Raw genomic sequence first — 17138 nt, forward strand, 5'->3', positions numbered from 1 at the left:
CAGGAACGAGCATCGACCTCGGATATGTCCCCACCCATGAACAGCCCAACGAACGAGCCCAACGAACGTCACGGTAAGCACCGTTGCAGTACTAGGTTTCCATCAGCAGTTGCTCGACGGCGGTGGCTTCCGGGTCTCCGTCGACGGGGCCATCGTGGGCGCCGGAGACCTGCCGCCCTCCCAGGATGACGCCGAACGCGCCCGCCTCGCTGATCTGCTGCTGTACGTCTCCGACCTCGACGCGGTCCAACAGCACTGCCGACGCTTCTTCGCGGTGCCGTTCGACGTCTCCGCGGGGCAGCGAATCGCGCTGCGGGCTGCACGCCTACTCATTGACGGTGCGTGCGTCGTCTCCCCGTTCACCAGCACGCTCACCATGACCTTGAACGGCTCCGACTCACCCGCTCTCCGTGAAGTACTGGCTGGCCAACCGGGTGCCATGCTTGTCACCTTGCCCAACTACGAGCTCCGGCTCGGCAATCGGCTTCTGGAGATCGGCCCGGTCAACGTCTACCACCCCAGCGTCGTCGCCGAGGACGGCGCTGCGGCCATCGCCGCTCTTGACCGTGGCAGCGGTCATGCCGAGAACATGAAGGTCGTCGTCCGACCGCTCGATGGTGAGCATTTCCGTCTCTACCGCCCAGACAGCCCGAATCCCCACGCGCCGCTGGTCCCGGTCCCCCTGGGGCTGAACGGCTTCCCGGAACCGACCTGACCGAGCCCAGAGTCCTGCATCCCGTCAGGCGAGCCGACGGACGAAACGGGGGACCTAAAGCTTCCTGACCATTGGCCGTTGGCAAGAGTCACGACAGCGCCCATGAGCTGGATCCCTCGGAGACCGGACGCGGCCACGGGATGCGCGCCGTCCAACCGGTTCCTCATTGAGTGCTTCGAGCACGCCAGAGGAGGCGTCGACGACCATCGCCTCGAAAGGGCGCGTCCACGACCAGATGTCGCTCACCGTCGCCCACGAGGACTTCCCGCCTGGCTCTCCCCGCCCATGCCGACCTGCCGAAACTTCACCACCTACTGCGCCGCTCCGCCGACGGCGACCTCCAGGTCCTGACCGTCCCGCCCACCCGTCAACAGCGAGCGCAACAACGGGCCCGACCTGCTGGCCACCGCTCCCCAGAACCGCTGGACCTCGCCGACTGACCGGCCCCGCCACCGTTCCGCGGGAACCGCTGACACTGCGCCTGGCCTGCACTACGGTAGGTAGGCAGAGCAGGTCACAGGGGCGGGGGCGGCGCAGTGTTGATGTCCATGACGGCACACGTCAGCCCTGAGAGCGGCATGCCCGACCCCGAACCCTACGAACAGCGTCGCCGCCCCGGCTCACCCTCGGCTGTCGGCGGCGCCCCGCACACCGCCGTCCTCCCGCCCGACGCCGCGCGCGCTGCGCAGACCGTCCAGGCCACCACGCCGACGCCCAACCTGCCGCCCCGGGCCGCCGGCCTGCTCATCGGCCGGGAGCGTGAATTGCGCGCCGTCGCCGACGCCTTGGCCCACGGGGACGGCGGCGGACTGGTCACCCAGGCCACCACCCTCCATGGCCTCGGCGGCGTCGGGAAGACCAGCCTCGCCCTGCATCACGCCTACGCCCACGCCGACCACTACCGGCTGATCTGGTGGCTCACCGCCGAGTCCGCCGAGCAGCTCGCCGAGGCTTTCTCCGGGCTCGCCGTCCACCTTTACCCCTCCTGGGCTCTCACCGCCCCGCCCGGCCAGCAGGTCGAGTGGGCCATCGCCTGGCTGCGCGCTCACGACCGCTGGCTGCTGGTCTACGACAACGCCGAGGATCCGGCCGACCTCACCCCCTACGTCGGCCGCCTGCTCGGCCGCGGGCACCAGTTGGTCACCAGCCGACGGGCCAGTGGCTGGCACCCGGGGATCCGCCCGGTCCGCGTCGACGTCCTCGACAGCCTGGACGCCGCCCAGCTGCTCTGCGGGACGGCCTACCACGGCTCGACGGTCGATCCGGCCGAACGGGACCAGGCCCGGGCACTCGCCGACGAGCTCGGCCACCTGCCGATCGCCCTCACCCAGGCCGGCGCCTACGTCCAGCAGACCGGCACCTCCTTCGCCGCGTACCGCGAACTGCTGCACGCCACCGGGCCGGTGGGCCCGGGCGCCGAGTCCACCGTCACCCGGCTGTGGCGCACCACCCTGCGGACCGTCCAACACACCGCGCCCTTCGCCGTCGAGCTGCTGCGCACCCTGGCCTGGTACGCCCCCGAGGCACTGCCGCGCGAGGTGCTCACCCCGTTCGGCTCGCGCCGGCCCGACGAGGTCGACCGGGCGCTGCGGCTCCTCGCCGACTACCACCTGATCACCCTCGGCGAGACGGTCACCGTGCACCGGCTGCTCCAGGCGGTGCTGCGGGACGCCGAGTTCCGGGGCCGCGCCGAGCAGCACCTGGCTCGGGCGGCGGCCCGCCTCTGGCCGGACCCCCGGCCCGAATTGCGGCGGGCACTGCTGCCGCACGTCCGGGAGCTGGCCGACAGCGGTCCGTCGCCGAAGCCGACCGCCGAGAGCATCGCCCTGTACGGGCTGGCGGCTGCCGAACTCACCGACCGGGCGCAGCGGGTGTACACCGTCCGGCTGGTGGAGGCCATGGCCGACGGGCAGCGGCGGCTGCTCGGCGAGGACCACCCGGACACCCTCGCCTCCCTCGGGCGGCTCGGCCGGCTGCAGGCCAAGACCGGCGACCTCGCCCGGGCCGTGGAGCTGTGCCGGGACGTCGTCGCCCGGCGCACCCGGGTCCAGGGCGCGGACCACCCCGCTACCCTCTCCGACCGGCACACGCTCGCCCAGGGCTACCGCCGGGCCGGCCGACACGCCCTGTCCGTAGAAGAGTTCCGGGGCGTCGTCGCCGACCGAGCACGGGTGCTGGGGCCGGACCACGCCGACACCCTGCACAGCCGGGCAAGCCTGGCGTACGCGCTGCAGGTGGCGGGGCAACACCGGGAGTCCGTCGCCGAGTATGAACGGCTGGTGGCCGACACGGAGCGGGTGCTCGGGCCGGACCACCCGACGGTGGTGACCCGCAGCAGCGGCCTCGCCTTCGCGCAACTCGCGGCGGGTCTGCACGGGTTGGCGATCGTCCGGTACGAGCAGGTGGTCGCCGACCGCACCCGACTACTGGGTGCGGACCACCCGGACACCCTGAACAGCCGCCGTTGGCTGGCGGCCGCCCACGCCGATACGGGCGACCACCTCGCGGCGATCGCCGCCTACCGGGCCCTCGTCGCGGACTGCGCCCGGGTGCTGGGGCCGGACCACCCGCAGACGCTCTACGCCCGCAAGCGCCTGGCCTCGGCCCACCGCAAGTCCGGCCGCCCCGCCCTCGCCGTCTCCCAGTTCGAGGAGGTCGTCCCCTCCTACAGCCGGGTACTCGGCCCTGATCACCCGCACACCTTCAACGCCCGCAGCGGTCTGGCTCGCGCCCACCGGGAGGCGGGCACGCCCGTCATCGCGGTCGAGCAGCACCGGGCCCTGGTTCGTGACCGCACCCGCGTCCAGGGCGAGGGCCACCCCGACACCCTGGAGGAACGCAGCCTCCTGGGGTGCGCGCTGCGCGTCGCAGGACTGCCCACCCTTGAAGTCGAGGAGCTGGAGCACCTGGTAGCCGACCGGACCCGGCTTCAGGGCCCCGACCACCCCGACACCCTGGAGGAACGCTCCGGTCTCGCCCGCGCCCTGCACGCCGCCGGCCGCCCGCGCGAGGCACTCGCCGTCCGGGAGCGGCTGGCCGCCGACCACCTGCGCGTCAACGGCCCCGAGCACTTCGAGACCTTCGACGCCCGGCTGCGGCTGGCCCGCTCCGTCGACGAGGCGGGCGAGCACCGACGGGCGGTGCACCTGTGCGACCGGCTGGTAGCCGACCGGCAGCAGGTCCTCGGCCCGGACCACCCGGACGTGCTCGCCACTCGGTGGTGGCAGGCCTCAATCCGCACCAACGCCTGCGACTACGGCGAGGCCCTGACGCTCTTCGAGGCTCTGCTCGCCGACCGTACCCGCCTCCAGGGGTCCGACCACCCGGCGGTCCTCAACACCCGCTGGTGGCTGGCGACCGCCCACCGGAACCTCGGCCGGCACCGCGAGGCGCTCGCACTGTACGAAACGCTCGCGGCCGACCGTACCCGCCTCCAGGGGCCCGACCACCCCGATGTCCTCAGCACCCGCTTCTGGATCGGTCACAGCCATCAGGTGCTGGGCGACTACCGCCATGCCCTGGACCTCTACGAAGCCCTGGTGGCCGACCACGTCCGGATCAACGGGCCCGATCACCCCGGCACCCTCGCCGCCCGTTTCAACTGCCTGTCGGCCTGCCTGGGCGCCGGCCACCACCGGCGGGCCGTCGAGCTGGCCGAGTCCCTGGTCACCGACCGGACCCGCGTCCTGGGCGCCGACCACCCCGACTCCCTGACCGCCCGCCAATGGCTGGCTACCGCCCACGGAGTCGCGGGCGACCACCGTCGGTCGGCCGACCTGCTCGAGGCGCTCATCACGGACCGCGCCCGGCTCCAGGGGCACGATCACTCCGACACGCTCTCCACTCGACTCGCCCTCGCGATCGCCCATCGGAACGCCGACGACCACCGGCAGGCGGTGGCCCTGCTGGAGGAACTCGGTCACGACTTCGCACGAGCCCTGGGCCCCGAGCATCCGGACACCCTCAACGTCGGTCTCTGGCAGGCGTCCACCAGCCAGCGCGCCGGTGACCACCGCCGGGCCGCCGCGCTGATCGAGGAACTCGTCACCGATCACACCCGGGTGTTCGGGCCGGACCACCCGAGCACCCTGCATTGCCGTCGTGAGCGTGCCTCGATCCGGCGGGCTGCTGGTGAACACCAGCGGGCCATCGCCGAGTTCGCCTCCCTCGCCGCCGATCACACCCGCATCAACGGGCCGGACCACCAGCAAACACTGGAGATCCGCGAAGAGCTGGCACGGTCGCACTCCCAAGCGGGCGACCACCGCATCGCCGCGGAGTCGTACCTGAGCCTGATCGCCGACCGTACGAGGGCTCAGGGCGCCGACCACCGGGCCACCCTCACCACGCGCTGGTGGCACGCCTTCTCCCAGGACAAGGCCGGGGAGCACGGCGTCGCAAGCGAGCTCTTCGGTGACCTGGCCGCCGACCGTGCACGGGTCCTCGGTGCCGAGCACCCGGACACCCTGCATGCCAGGCAGTCCCAGGTCTCCTCCTGCCGATCGGCTGGCGACCTCCGGCGGGCGCTACATCTGGTCAAAGCCCTGGGCGCCGACCAGGCTCGGATCCAGGGCCCGGACCACCCGGACAGCCTCCACACCCGCCTGCTCCTAGCCTGGGTCCACCGGACCTCCGGCAACCACCTGCTCGGCATCCGGCTCGACGAGGCCCTGGTACACGACCACATCCGACTCTTCGGTCCCGACCACCCGAGCGTGCTCACCGCCCGGAGCATCCTCGCCACCAGCCAGGGGTTCGCCGGCCTCTACCGTCAGGCCGTCATCGACCGGGAACTGCTGGCGGCGGACTACGCCCGCGTCCACGGACCGGAGCACCCCGGCAGCCTGCGCCCCCGTTCCCTGCTGGCCCAGGACATCCGCTCGACCGGTGAACTCGACCGGGCCGCCGGCCTCTTCACCGAGTTGATCGCCGTACGGACCCGGAGCCAGGGCCCCGACCACCCGGACACCCTCGATGACCGGTCCGAGCTCGCCTACACCCATCGGCTCAGCGGACGCCATCGTCAGGAGGCCGCCGAACGGCAGGCGCTCGTCTCCGACCATATCCGGGTGTACGGTCCCGGCCACCCCGCCACACTCGCCGCCCAGGAGCACAGCGGCCACGCGCTGCGCCACGGATGGGACCACGACCGCGCGGACTCGCTCTACCGGTCCGTCCTCGCGGACCGCGGCCGGATCCTAGGAGCCGGCCACCCGGACACCCTCGACGTCCGGGACAGCATCGCGCTCAACCTCTTCGAGGCGGGCCGCTACGCCGAGTCGGCCGGGTACTACGACGAGACGCTGGCCCTCGCCGTCGAGGCTCTCGGGCCCGATCACCCCTCGGTGCGGAAGCTCCGGCACGACCGCGCCAAGGCGCTGATCCTCGACGGTCGCCCCGGCGTCGCCGCCACCGAACTGTCCCCGATGACAGTTGACCCCGCCGAGCCGGTCGCGGTGGGCCTGCCGGACCGGATCCACGCCGGCTGCCTGCTCGCCTTCGCCCAGCACCTGAGCGGACAACCGGAGACTGCCCTGGACCTGGCCGGCGAGCTGGTCTCCGCCGCCGCCGAAGCCCTCGGCGACCCGGACGACGCGACGGTCACCGCCCGGCTCACCCAGGCACTCCTGCTGGCCAGTGGCCCCCGCCCGCTGCGTGCCGTCGTCCGGCTGGAAGAGCTGGTAGAAGTCTGCGCCGGAAGCCGAGGACCGCGCAGCGCCCTCACCCTGGAGGTTCGGCAGGCCCTCGCCCACGCCCGGCTGTGCGCCGGAGACCCCGACGGGGCCGTCCAGGTCTACGAGCGGATCATCGCCGACCGGATCCCGGCCGCGGAAGCCGCCCCCACCACCGCGCTGCTGGACGGCCACCGGGAGGCAGACGACCTCACCGTCAGCGTCGGCGCCGCCCGCCCCGGCCCCCTGCCTCTCTACCCCACCCTCGCCGTCGGCCTGGCCCGGGCGCTCACCGCCGCCGGCCACCAGGATGCCGCCCGGGCGCTGATGGAGGCGGTCCGCGTCGGCCGCGAGGCACTGATGGGCACCGGCCACCCGCTCGCCGCCGAGGCCCGTAGCATGCCAGCCCGGCTCCCCGACGGACCCGAGCCCGATCACCACCCGCGCATCGCCCCGCTTGGAACCGCTCCCGCGCCCACCCCCGGGCTTCTCCCCCGGCGCTCCCGCGGCGCGATGCACCGCGCCGTCGAACCGGCGACGCACCACCCCGCCTGGCAGCCGCGCCTGACCCTCACCGCCGATCCGGCCGTAGGCGCCACCACCCACCTGGAGCTGCGCCTCGAATCCGCCGACGCGTCCGCCGACCCAGCCGCCCTGCCGGACCTGCACCTGGTCGCCGCGGTGACCCCGGACGCGGCACTCGCCCCACCCGTCACGAGCTACACCCCCGCCGACGGGCCGGCCCGGTTCGCGCTCACCCCGGCCGCGCCCGGGCAGCACACCGTCCGGATCACCGTCTTCGACCAGGGTCACGGTGCCGTTCTCCAGGACCTCTCCGCCGTCCTGGTCGTCCCCGCCGTCCCGGACCGATCCGCCGTCGTGGACGAACCCGCCGCCATCGCACCGCAGGAGCAGGAGTAATCGACGTGCCCCGGGACCTCCCCGTCCTCGTCCGGCAGAACCCCTCCGCCGACTACACGCGCCTGCCGCGGCAGGCAGGCCCGGCCGACGCCGGCCCGCTGAAGGGCCCGGCGCCGCTGGACCTCGTCGTCTCCCTTCGCCGCCACGGCGACGAGCTGGACATCAGCGCCTTCCGCCCGGGCGAACGCACCCCCGGCACCCGCATGCACCGGACGCGACTGGCCGTCCCGGCACCGGTCCTGCTCGCCAAGGCCGCCCGGCTGCGCTCCGTCTGGCGCGACCGGCTGATCGGCTACGACCCCGACCCGTTCAACCCGTACCCCTTCGCCACCGCCGTCGACTTCACCCCGCACGCCGCCGTTGCCGAGCGCAAGGTCGCCGAACTCGCCGAGGAGGGACGCTACTTCCTTCAGACCATGCTCGACGGGGCCGACCGCAGCCTGGTCCGCTTCCGGGAGTACCTCACCGCCACCCTCACCGAACACGGCTCGCTGCGGATCAGCTTCGACTCCGACCTCCACCTGCCCTGGCCGATGCTCGCCGTGGACACCGACCGGCCCGACCCCTGGGCGGACTTCCTCGGCCACCGCCACCAGATCGAGCAGACTGGCGCCTCCTACCCGCCGATCCAGCCGCCCAACTCCGCCCGCGCCAAACCCGTCACCAGCCTCAACACCGACGACCAGCTCACCGGCATCGGCCGGGCGCCAGAGGTGCGCAAGCTGCTGGAGGACCGCTCCCAGCTCACCGTGCGCACCGACTCGGACCTCCTCCTGGAGGCACTGTCCGCCGCCGTGCTGGACGAGGACGTCATGTACTTCTGGTGCCACGGCCAGTTCGTCTCCAACGACTCCCCGTACGAGCAGCTCGCGGTCCGGCTCTCCGACGACCGGCACATCGACGCCGACCTGGTGCGCCGGCACCGCCGACGCCACCTGGACCGGTCGGACGCCGTCTTCCGGCCGTTCGTGCTGCTGAACGCCTGCCACACAGGGCAGTCGGCGGCGGCCGAACTCGACCACCTGGGACGGGCCTTGGTCGACCTCGGCGCGGACGGGGTGCTCGGGCCGCAGCTCCAGATCCCGCAGGAGTTCGCCGCCGAGTACGCCTTCGCCTTCCTCGACCACTACCTGACCGGCGAGTTCACCGCCGGGGAGATCACCCAGCAGCTGGTGCGCTGGTTCGCCCGCGAGTACCGCAACCCGCTGGCGCTCGCCTACTCCCTGCACTGCGGCATCGACAGCATCCTGGAGCTCAAGCCGTGAACCGCACTCCCCCGGCCTCCGTACGGCCCGCGACGGTCGACCTGGACGAGCACGGCCGGCTGCTCCTCCCCGGGACAGCGACCCCCGCCCCGGACGCACGGGTCGCCGACCACCTGGCCCGCCACCTGCGGATCCCCGAGTGGGCGACCGACCTGTTCGTCTACGTCCACGGCTGGCAGACCAGCCCCGACGCCGCCGACCGGACCGCCGCCGCGCTGATCGACCGGGCCACCGCGCTGCACCAAGCCGCCCCGTCCGCCTACCCGGGGCTCGCCACCGGGTTCCGCCCCTGGTGCGTGGTGGTGCGCTGGCCCTCCTCCAGCCTGCCCAGCCTGCACGGCTACCGGCGCATCCGGGAGCGCGCGCACGCGATGAGCGCCTGCGGCCACGCCGGGCGGATCCTCGGCCACCTGCTGGGCTACCTCGACTCCTGCCGCGGCCGACCGGACTCCCCGCGCGTCCTGGCCAACCGTCACGGCCAGTACCTCCACCTGCTCGGGCACTCCTTCGGCGGCCGGTTCCTCTGCGAGGCCGTCCAGTACGCGGCCGACCGCCCGGCCGGTCCCCCGGTGCTGAGCTGGTCCTCCCGGCCCGGCGACCCAAGCCGTCCGTTCACCGTCGACAGCGCCCTGGTCTTCCAGATGGCCGCGCCCCGCGACGCCTTCACCCGGCTCTTCCCCCGGCTGTTCCTCGGCCCCGGCCGGGCCGGCGCCCCGCTACGCGGCCCGCTGGTCCTCACCCACTCCCGCTGGGACCGCGCCACCGGCTTCTGGCACCTGCGCGCCGAGGGCCTGCCGGGCATCGGCCACTCCGGCACCGGCTCCGCCCCGGTCCCCCAGTTCAGTGCCCGGCTCCGGCCGGCGGACTCGCCGTACCCGCACGCCGAACTCGACCACCCGATCGTCAACATCGACGCCGGCCACGTCTACCGGGGCAGCCTCGCCACCCGGCTGCACCCCTCCGGCGCCCACTCTGACTTCCAGCACCCGGAATCCGCCCACCTGCTGCTCAGCCTCGCCGCCCACTCCCGCTGACACGGGGTTCCACCCTCGGGGGTGCCCCTCGACCGGATCTGGGATGGCATGGGGAAGGGATCCGGACCGGACACGGCGGGCGCGGGCGCCCTGGAACAACCGACCACCTGCCACACGCCCTTACCGGACTCCCGCTGGTCGATCATCTGGTCGTAGTCGAAGGTGCCCCCGCCGCCGTGGTTGGACCAGATCCGGCACTCGTCGTTCCGGGTCGTCGTCACACCGCCGCAGTCCGGCGCACCGGTCGGGCCGACCTTGCCGACGACCAGTGCCAGGAAGCCCGGCCTACCGCCGATCGCTCAGAAGAATCCTCGTTCCTCCCCACTGCATGATCAACCCCCGAAGGGCTTCCGGAGCCGACCACATAGCAGGTACGTGCTGCGGCGAACGGCTACGAGCCGTCCGGGTCGACGAGCAGGTTCAACCCTGGCCAGTCTGGTTGGTGCGGCCGGATACCGGGGGTACTGTCCAACCCACCCGGAGTGCGCGGCACCGTCGCCCGTCGCCGATGCGCGGGGCGTCCGCCGAAGACCTGGACCAAGCTCGCGCTCGTGACATGTATCGCCGAATCAGATCGGCGGAACACTCTGGCACCCTATCTGACCTGCGACGGAAGGCAAGCAGGATGACAAGGCCGCGCCGTTCCTCCGTTGGGCCGGTCGGCCCAACCCGTTTGAAGTCCTGGCGGCGCGCTTGGTAGAGGTGACCGATGCCTTCGGCCGTCGCGGGTGCGCGACGGTCCGTTCCCGCTCGGTCCTGTGGCAGGCCCGGCGTCCGTTCCACCCTCAGCGCCTGACCCGCGATCATGCGCGAGGTCACGCGCAGCCGGGGACACCTGTGGCTGGCCCGCCGGCCCGAGCGGCGGTCGCCTGGCACCGGGACGGCTGCTACTACAGCGAACGCCGCAACGAGATCGTCTTCATCGGCCCGGAACTCGGCCGTCAGCAGCTCCGCCCCCTCCTCGGCGCGGCCCTGCTCGACGACGAGGAGCTCTCACTCAGCCAAGCCAGCCGGCGCCACCTGCCCGACCCGCTCCTCGGCCGCCCCGGTCGGGACCTGCACACGGGCGGCTGACTTCTCGGAGCCGGTCGGCCGATGGACCGCGGCCCGAGAACCCGGCGCTCCGACAAGCTCCAAGGCCACCGGCCAGCGCCACCAGCCGCCGGGCCGGTGGGCCGGTGGGCCGGTGGGCCGGTGGGCCGGTGGGCCGGTGGGCATGATCTCCATTACCGTGGAAGGAGGCCAACAAGAGCCGGGCTCTCCCCACAGCGGGCCCGCACGGTGCGAGGAGACCGGGTGCCATGACCGCTTCCGTGTCCCACCGGGCAGCAGCGCACCGGTGGTTGAGACCGCGCTTGCGCTGGTCCGCCACGGCGGTACTGGCGTTGGTCGCGGCCTGCTCCCAGTCCTCGGCCGGCGGCTCCCCGCCGACCCCGTCGGGCGGGGCGATCCGGGTGGTGGCCGCCGAGAACTTCTGGGGCAGCATCGCCGCCCAGCTCGGAGGCGAGCACGTGAAGGTCACGAACATCATCAGCAGCCCCGACGCCGACCCGCACGACTACGAGCCGACCGCCGCCGACGCCCGCACCGTCGCCGGCGCGCAGTACGCGGTCGTCAACGGCGTCGGCTACGACGCGTGGGCGACGAAACTGCTCGACGCCAACCCGGTGTCCGGGCGCAGCGTGCTGACGGTCGGCGAGCTGGTCGGCGTCAAAGAGGGCGGCAACCCGCACCGCTGGTACTCCCCCTCGGACGTGCACCGCGTCATCGAGAGGATCACCGAGGACTACAAGAGGATCGATCCGGCCGACGCCGCCTACTTCGACCGGCAGAAGAACACCTTCGAGTCCCAGGCCCTCGGCCGCTACAACCAGCTGATCTCGGACATCCGGACGAAGTACGCCGACACCCCGGTCGGTGCCTCCGAGTCGATCGTCACCCCGCTCGCCGATGACCTGAAGCTGAAGCTGCTTACGCCGGAGCCGTTCCTGGACGCGATCAGTGAGGGCACCGACCCGACGGCCCAGGACAAGGCCACCGTGGACCGGCAGATCGGCAACCGCGAGATCAAGGTCTACATCTACAACAGCCAGAACTCCACGCCCGACGTCCAGGCCCAGGTCAAGGCCGCCGAGGCGCAGGGCATCCCGGTGACCACCGTCACCGAGACACCCGATCCATCCGACGCGTCCTTCCAGGACTGGCAGTCCGCCCAGCTCCAGGCCCTTGAGCAGGCCCTCGCGAAGGCGACCGGGAAGTAGCCCGATGAACCCGGTGGCGCGGTTCAGGGAGGCGGTCCGCCAGACCGTCCCGCCGCCGACCGCCGAGCGGCCCGATCCGGTGGTGTCGCTGCGCGGCGCTGCGGTCCGGGTGGGTGGCCGGACCCTCTGGTCGGGGGTCGATCTGAGCGTCGCCGCAGGGGAGTTCGTCGCGGTCCTGGGGCCGAACGGGGTGGGCAAGTCGACTCTCGTCAAGCTCCTGCTCGGGCTCGTTCCGGCGAGCGCGGGCCAGGTCCGGGTACTGGGTGTGCCGCCGGGCCGGGCCAACCACCGGATCGGCTACCTGCCGCAGCGGCGCAGCTTCGACGCCTCGCTGCGGGTGCGCGGCGTCGACGTCGTCCGACTCGGGCTGGACGGGGACCGCTGGGGCACGCCACTGCCGGTGCCGGGCCGCTTCAGTGCCCGTCGGCGCCGGGAGCGGGCGCGGCTGGCCGAGGTGGTCGAGCTGGTCGGTGCCTCGGAGTACGCGGGGCGTCCGATCGGCGAGTGCTCCGGCGGGGAGCAGCAGCGGCTGTTGATCGCCCAGGCGCTCGTCCGCGGCCCTGAACTGCTGCTGCTGGACGAGCCGTTGGACAGCCTGGACCTGCCGAACCAGGCCTCGGTGGCCGCGCTCGTCAGCCGGGTGTGCCGGGAGGAGCGGGTGAGTGTCGTCCTGGTCGCGCATGACGTGAACCCGATCGTCGGCTATCTCGACCGGGTGGTGTACCTGGCGGCCGCCGGTACCGTGGCGGGTCTGCCGAGCGAGGTGATCGACTCGGAGACCCTGACGGCGCTGTACGGGACGCCGATCGAGGTGCTGCGGACCTCCGACGGCCGTTTGGTGGTGGTCGGCCAGCCCGAGGCGCCCGCTGTGCACACCGACCGGCACGGCTCCGGTGGGTCGGGCCGTGGCCGCCGCTGACCCGGGCTGGTCCTGGAACGTGTTCGCCGATCTGGAGCGGATCTGGTCGTACCCGTTCATGGTCGCCGCCTTCTGGGCGGGGACGGTCGTCGCGGTGCTGGCCGGTGTGCTGGGCTGGTTCATGGTGCTGCGGCGGCAGAGCTTCATCGGGCACACGCTGGCGGTGGTGGGGTTCCCGGGGGCGGCCGGGGCGACGCTGCTCGGGGTGTCGGCGCTCGCGGGGTACTTCGTGTTCTGCCTGGCCGCGGCGCTGGTCGTCGCGGCCGTGCCGCGGGAGGGCCGGTTCGGCGGCGCGGAGGAGTCGGTCCTGACCGGGGCGGTGCAGGCGTTCCTGCTGGCCTGCGGCTACCTGTTCGTGGCGCTGTACCGGGGTTCGCTGGGCGGCGTGAACGCGCTGCTCTTCGGCAGCTTCCTGGGAATCACCACCGGTCAGGTGGCGGTGCTCGTGACCGTCGCGGCAGCCGTCCTGGCGGTGCTCGCCGCAGTCGGACGGCGACTGCTGTACGCCTCCGTGGACCCGGCGGTGGCGGCCGGGCGGGGCGTACCGGTGCGCCGGCTTTCGGTGCTGTTCCTGGTCCTGCTCGGGGCCGCGACGGCGGCGACCAGCCAGATCACCGGGACGCTGCTGGTGTTCGCGCTGCTGGTGATGCCGGCGGCGACGGCGCAGACGCTCACCGGACGGCCGGGGCGCGGTCTGGCCCTGACGGTGGTGATCGCGCTGCTGGTGACCTGGGCCGCCCTGATCGTGGCCTTCTATTCGCCCTACCCGATCGGGTTCTTCCTGACCACCCTCGCCTTCGGCGGGTACCTGCTCGCCCGCGTCGGACGCACGGTGGTCCTGCGGCTCACCCGGGTGCCTGCCGGACAGGCTCTCGGCGGTGCACGATGACGGTGCTCGCCGACCCGTTCGCCCAGCCGTTCCTGATGCACGCCCTGCTGGCCGGCAGCGCCATCGCGGCGGCCTGCGGCCTGGTCGGGTACTTCCTGGTGCTGCGCGCGCAGGTCTTCACCGGCGACGCGCTGAGCCACGTCGCCTTCACCGGGGCGCTCGCCGCCCTCGCGCTGGGCTACGACCTGCGGCTCGGCCTGTTCGGCGCGACCATCGCGGCCGCGCTGCTGCTCGGCGCGCTCGGCCGGTCCGGCCGGGCGGACGACGTGGTGATCGGCAGCGTCTTCTCCTGGGTGCTGGGCCTCGGAGTCTTCTTCCTCACCCTCTACACCACCTCCCGCAGCACGCACGGCAACGCCGGAGTGAGCGTGCTCTTCGGCTCGATCTTCGGGCTCTCCGCGGGCCAGGCCCGGACGGCCGCCCTGATCGCGGCGGCCGTCGGGCTCCTGCTACTGGCCATCGCCCGCCCGCTGCTGTTCGCCTCGCTCGACGAGGCGGTCGCCACCGCCCGCGGGGTGCCGGTCCGGCTGCTCGGTTTCGCCTTCCTCGCCCTGGTCGGCGCGGCCGCTGCGGAGGCCACCCAGGCCGTCGGAGCGCTGCTGCTGCTCGGCCTGCTCGCCGCTCCGGCCGGTGCGGCCCAGCGGCTGGCCCACAGCCCCTACCCGGGCCTCGCGCTGTCCTGTGCGCTGGCCGTCGGCGAACTATGGGCCGGCCTCGCACTCGCGTACGCCGTCCCCGGGATGCCACCCAGCTTCGCGATCCTGGCCTGCGCCACCGCCGTGTACGCGGCCGCCTTCGCCGTCCGCCCCCGGCGGCGAAGGCACCCGAATCGTCCTGGACCGACCCTGGCGCGCACACTGGAAGAGAGGCGTGTTCGCCAGGCCCCCCGGGCGCCCTGAGCGAAGGAGACTGTCATGCACCCCGCCGCCGTCGCCGGAGCCGCCGCCGGCCGTCTGCTCCACTACACCGTCTCGGGCGTCGTCGGCGGGCTGGTCCTGCGCGGTGCGGCCCAGGCCGCGCCGAAGGCCGGCCCGGCGGCCCGCCGGGCACTGGTCAACGGCATCGCCGGCGGCATCGTGGCCGGGCGCTGGATCTCCGGCGCGGCCGAGGAGGCCCGGCTCAAGGCCGGGGACATGCTCGCCGAGGCCCGTTCCACGCTCGGTGAGGAGGCGCCGCCGCCGTCTGCGGTGGGCACCGAGTCGCACGATCACGACCACGAGCACTGAGTCATGTCCACCGTGATCGTCCGGTCCGTCGCCGCGGGCCGGGTCCGGCTGACCGTGCCGTGGCTGCACGCCCGGCCCGGCTGCGCGGGGCTGGTGGACGACCGGCTGGCCGGGCTGGAGGGTTTCCGGGCGCTGCGGGTCTTCCCGCGCACCGGCAGCGTGGTGATCTGGCTGGTCCCCGACCACCTCGACGTGGAGCGGCTAGTCGCCCGTCTGGAGGAGCCGCCGCCCGTGGCGGCTCCCGTCCGGGTCAGCCGGTCGCTGCCGGACTCCACCACCGGCGAGGTCGCCCGTCTGGTCGTCGGAGGTGCCGTCCTCGCGTTGGTCGCCCTGCGGCGGGTGCTGCTGCGCCGCCCACCGCTGGTCACCAGGCGAGGCGCCGGACTGCTCGGCGCGGTCACGGTCTTCACCGGTCTCCCGTTCTTCCGAGGCGCGCTGCGTGCCCTGGTCGGCCGCCGCAGCCCCGGAACCGACTCCCTGGTCACCGCCGCCACGGTGATCTCCCTGCTGCTGCGGGAGAACGTGGTCGCCCTGACAGTGCTCTGGCTGCTGAACATCGGCGAGTTCCTGCAGACCCTCACCCTGCGCCGGACCCGCCGCGCCATCGAGGACCTGCTCGCCATCGGCGAGGAGCGGGTCTGGCTGGTCCGCGAGGAGGGCGTCGAAGTCGAGGTCGCCCTGGAGCAGGTCGCGGTCGGCGACGTGGTCGCCGTCTACGAGCACCACCGGATCCCGGTCGACGGGACCGTGCTCACCGGCGAGGCCCTCGTCGACCAGGCCACGATCACCGGCGAGGCCCTACCGGTGTACGCACGGGAGGGCACCGAGGTGTACGCGGGCACCATCGTCACCTCCGGCTCGCTGACCGTCCGGGCGACCTCGGTGGGCCGCGACACGACCGTGGGGCGGATCATCACCCGGGTCGAGGAGGCGCAGGGTGACCGTGCCCCGATCCAGACCGTCGCGACCCGCTTCACGCGCCGCTTCGTCCCGGTCTCCTTCGCGCTCGCCGGCGTCACGTACCTGGTCACCCGCGATGCCCGCCGCGCGATGACCATGCTGCTGATCGCCTGCCCCTGCGCCGCCGGGCTCGCCACCCCGACCGCCGTCAGCGCGGCCATCGGCGCCGGCGCCCGCCACGGCGCACTGATCAAGGGCGGCACCCACCTGGAGGGCATCGGCCGGGTCACCGCCGTCGTCTTCGACAAGACCGGCACCCTCACGATCGGCCGGCCACTGGTCACCAGCGTGGTGACGTTCAGCCAGGATTTCACGGCCGACGACGTGCTCGGCCTCGCCGCTTCCGGCGAGCTGCACACCCGGCACCCGCTCGCCCAGGCCATCGTCCGGCGCAGCGAGGAACAGCACCTGACCGTTCCGATCCATCAGGCGTGCGAGGTCGTCCTCGGCATGGGCATGCGCGCCGAACTCGACGGCACCCGTCTGCTGGTCGGCAGTCCGGCGCTCCTGCGCCGCCACGGCGTCGACCTGCCCGAGCAGGCCGCGCTCTGGGCCGAGCAGCTACGCGCCCACGGCGAGACCGTCATCTGCCTCGCCCACGACGACGACCTGATCGGCATGCTCGGCGTCTCCGATGCCGTCCGCGCCGAGGCCGACACCGTCGTCCGCCAGCTCCAGGACCTCGGCGTCACCCGCATCCTGCTGCTCACCGGCGACGCTCCCGAGACCGCCCAGGTCGTCGCCGACACCCTCGGCATCACCGAGGTGCACGCCCACGCCCTGCCCGAAGCCAAGCTCCAGATCATCCGTGACCTCCAGGCCGAGGGCCACCTGGTCGCCATGGTCGGCGACGGCACGAATGACGCCCCCGCCCTGGCGCTGGCCGACGTCGGCATCACCATGGGCGAGCACTCCTCCCACATCGCACTGGAGACCGCGGACATCGCCCTGGCCGGCAACGACCTGCGCCAGGTCCCGGCCGTCGTCGAACTCAGCCGCCACACCCTGCGCGTGGTCCGGCAGAACTACGGGCTCGCCATCGGCGTCAACCTCGCCGGCCTGCTCGCCAGTGCCGGCGGCTCGCTCAACCCCGTCCTTGCCGCCCTGCTCCACAACACCAGCAGCATCGCCGTCGTCGGCAACTCCGCCCGCCTGGTCAACCATCAGCCCCACCTCCCCGGCGCTCCCGGCCCGGTCCGGCACGCCGCCCCGTTGGAGGACCGCCGCGTGCGCTGAACTTCCGGCAGGTCCGAAGCGCCGGGAGGCTCGGCAGTGA

At 73.1% G+C, this 17138-nt stretch carries 11 protein-coding genes; all 11 read left to right on the forward strand.

The features are described from left to right. Positions 1-109 precede the first annotated feature (109 nt). Positions 110-715, forward strand: a complete 606-nt coding sequence (locus tag ABZW03_RS11205) for a hypothetical protein (protein WP_355254949.1) — start codon at positions 110-112, stop codon at positions 713-715. A 548-nt stretch (positions 716-1263) separates the two neighbouring features. Next, complete coding sequence (locus ABZW03_RS11210; protein ID WP_355254952.1) at positions 1264-7308, forward strand: tetratricopeptide repeat protein; 6045 nt, start codon at positions 1264-1266, stop codon at positions 7306-7308. A 5-nt stretch (positions 7309-7313) separates the two neighbouring features. After that, complete coding sequence (locus ABZW03_RS11215) at positions 7314-8573, forward strand: CHAT domain-containing protein (RefSeq protein ID WP_355254955.1); 1260 nt, start codon at positions 7314-7316, stop codon at positions 8571-8573. Further along, positions 8570-9607 (forward strand): hypothetical protein, encoded by a 1038-nt coding sequence (locus ABZW03_RS11220; protein WP_355254958.1) that lies wholly within the window; start codon positions 8570-8572, stop codon positions 9605-9607. The genes ABZW03_RS11215 and ABZW03_RS11220 overlap by 4 nt, the downstream gene beginning before the upstream one ends. 693 nt (positions 9608-10300) lie before the next feature. After that, a complete protein-coding gene (locus ABZW03_RS11225; protein WP_355254961.1) occupies positions 10301-10681 on the forward strand; it encodes a hypothetical protein in 381 nt (126 codons plus the stop codon). A gap of 281 nt (positions 10682-10962) precedes the next feature. After that, a complete protein-coding gene (locus ABZW03_RS11230; RefSeq protein ID WP_355254964.1) occupies positions 10963-11868 on the forward strand; it encodes a zinc ABC transporter substrate-binding protein in 906 nt (301 codons plus the stop codon). A gap of 4 nt (positions 11869-11872) precedes the next feature. Next, positions 11873-12787, forward strand: a complete 915-nt coding sequence (locus tag ABZW03_RS11235) for an ATP-binding cassette domain-containing protein (protein WP_355254967.1) — start codon at positions 11873-11875, stop codon at positions 12785-12787. After that, positions 12774-13676 (forward strand): iron chelate uptake ABC transporter family permease subunit, encoded by a 903-nt coding sequence (locus tag ABZW03_RS11240; protein WP_355254970.1) that lies wholly within the window; start codon positions 12774-12776, stop codon positions 13674-13676. The genes ABZW03_RS11235 and ABZW03_RS11240 overlap by 14 nt, the downstream gene beginning before the upstream one ends. After that, positions 13673-14575 (forward strand): metal ABC transporter permease, encoded by a 903-nt coding sequence (locus ABZW03_RS11245; protein ID WP_355254973.1) that lies wholly within the window; start codon positions 13673-13675, stop codon positions 14573-14575. The genes ABZW03_RS11240 and ABZW03_RS11245 overlap by 4 nt, the downstream gene beginning before the upstream one ends. A gap of 15 nt (positions 14576-14590) precedes the next feature. Further along, the gene (locus ABZW03_RS11250) at positions 14591-14902 is read left to right on the forward strand and encodes a DUF1490 family protein (RefSeq protein ID WP_355254976.1); all 312 of its coding nucleotides are present in this window, start codon (positions 14591-14593) and stop codon (positions 14900-14902) included. A 3-nt stretch (positions 14903-14905) separates the two neighbouring features. Continuing rightward, positions 14906-17098, forward strand: a complete 2193-nt coding sequence (locus tag ABZW03_RS11255) for a cation-translocating P-type ATPase (RefSeq protein WP_355254979.1) — start codon at positions 14906-14908, stop codon at positions 17096-17098. Positions 17099-17138: the final 40 nt, after the last annotated feature.

Origin of the sequence: Kitasatospora sp. NPDC004799 (genome assembly GCF_040609095.1) — a bacterium.
GTDB lineage: Bacteria > Actinomycetota > Actinomycetes > Streptomycetales > Streptomycetaceae > Kitasatospora.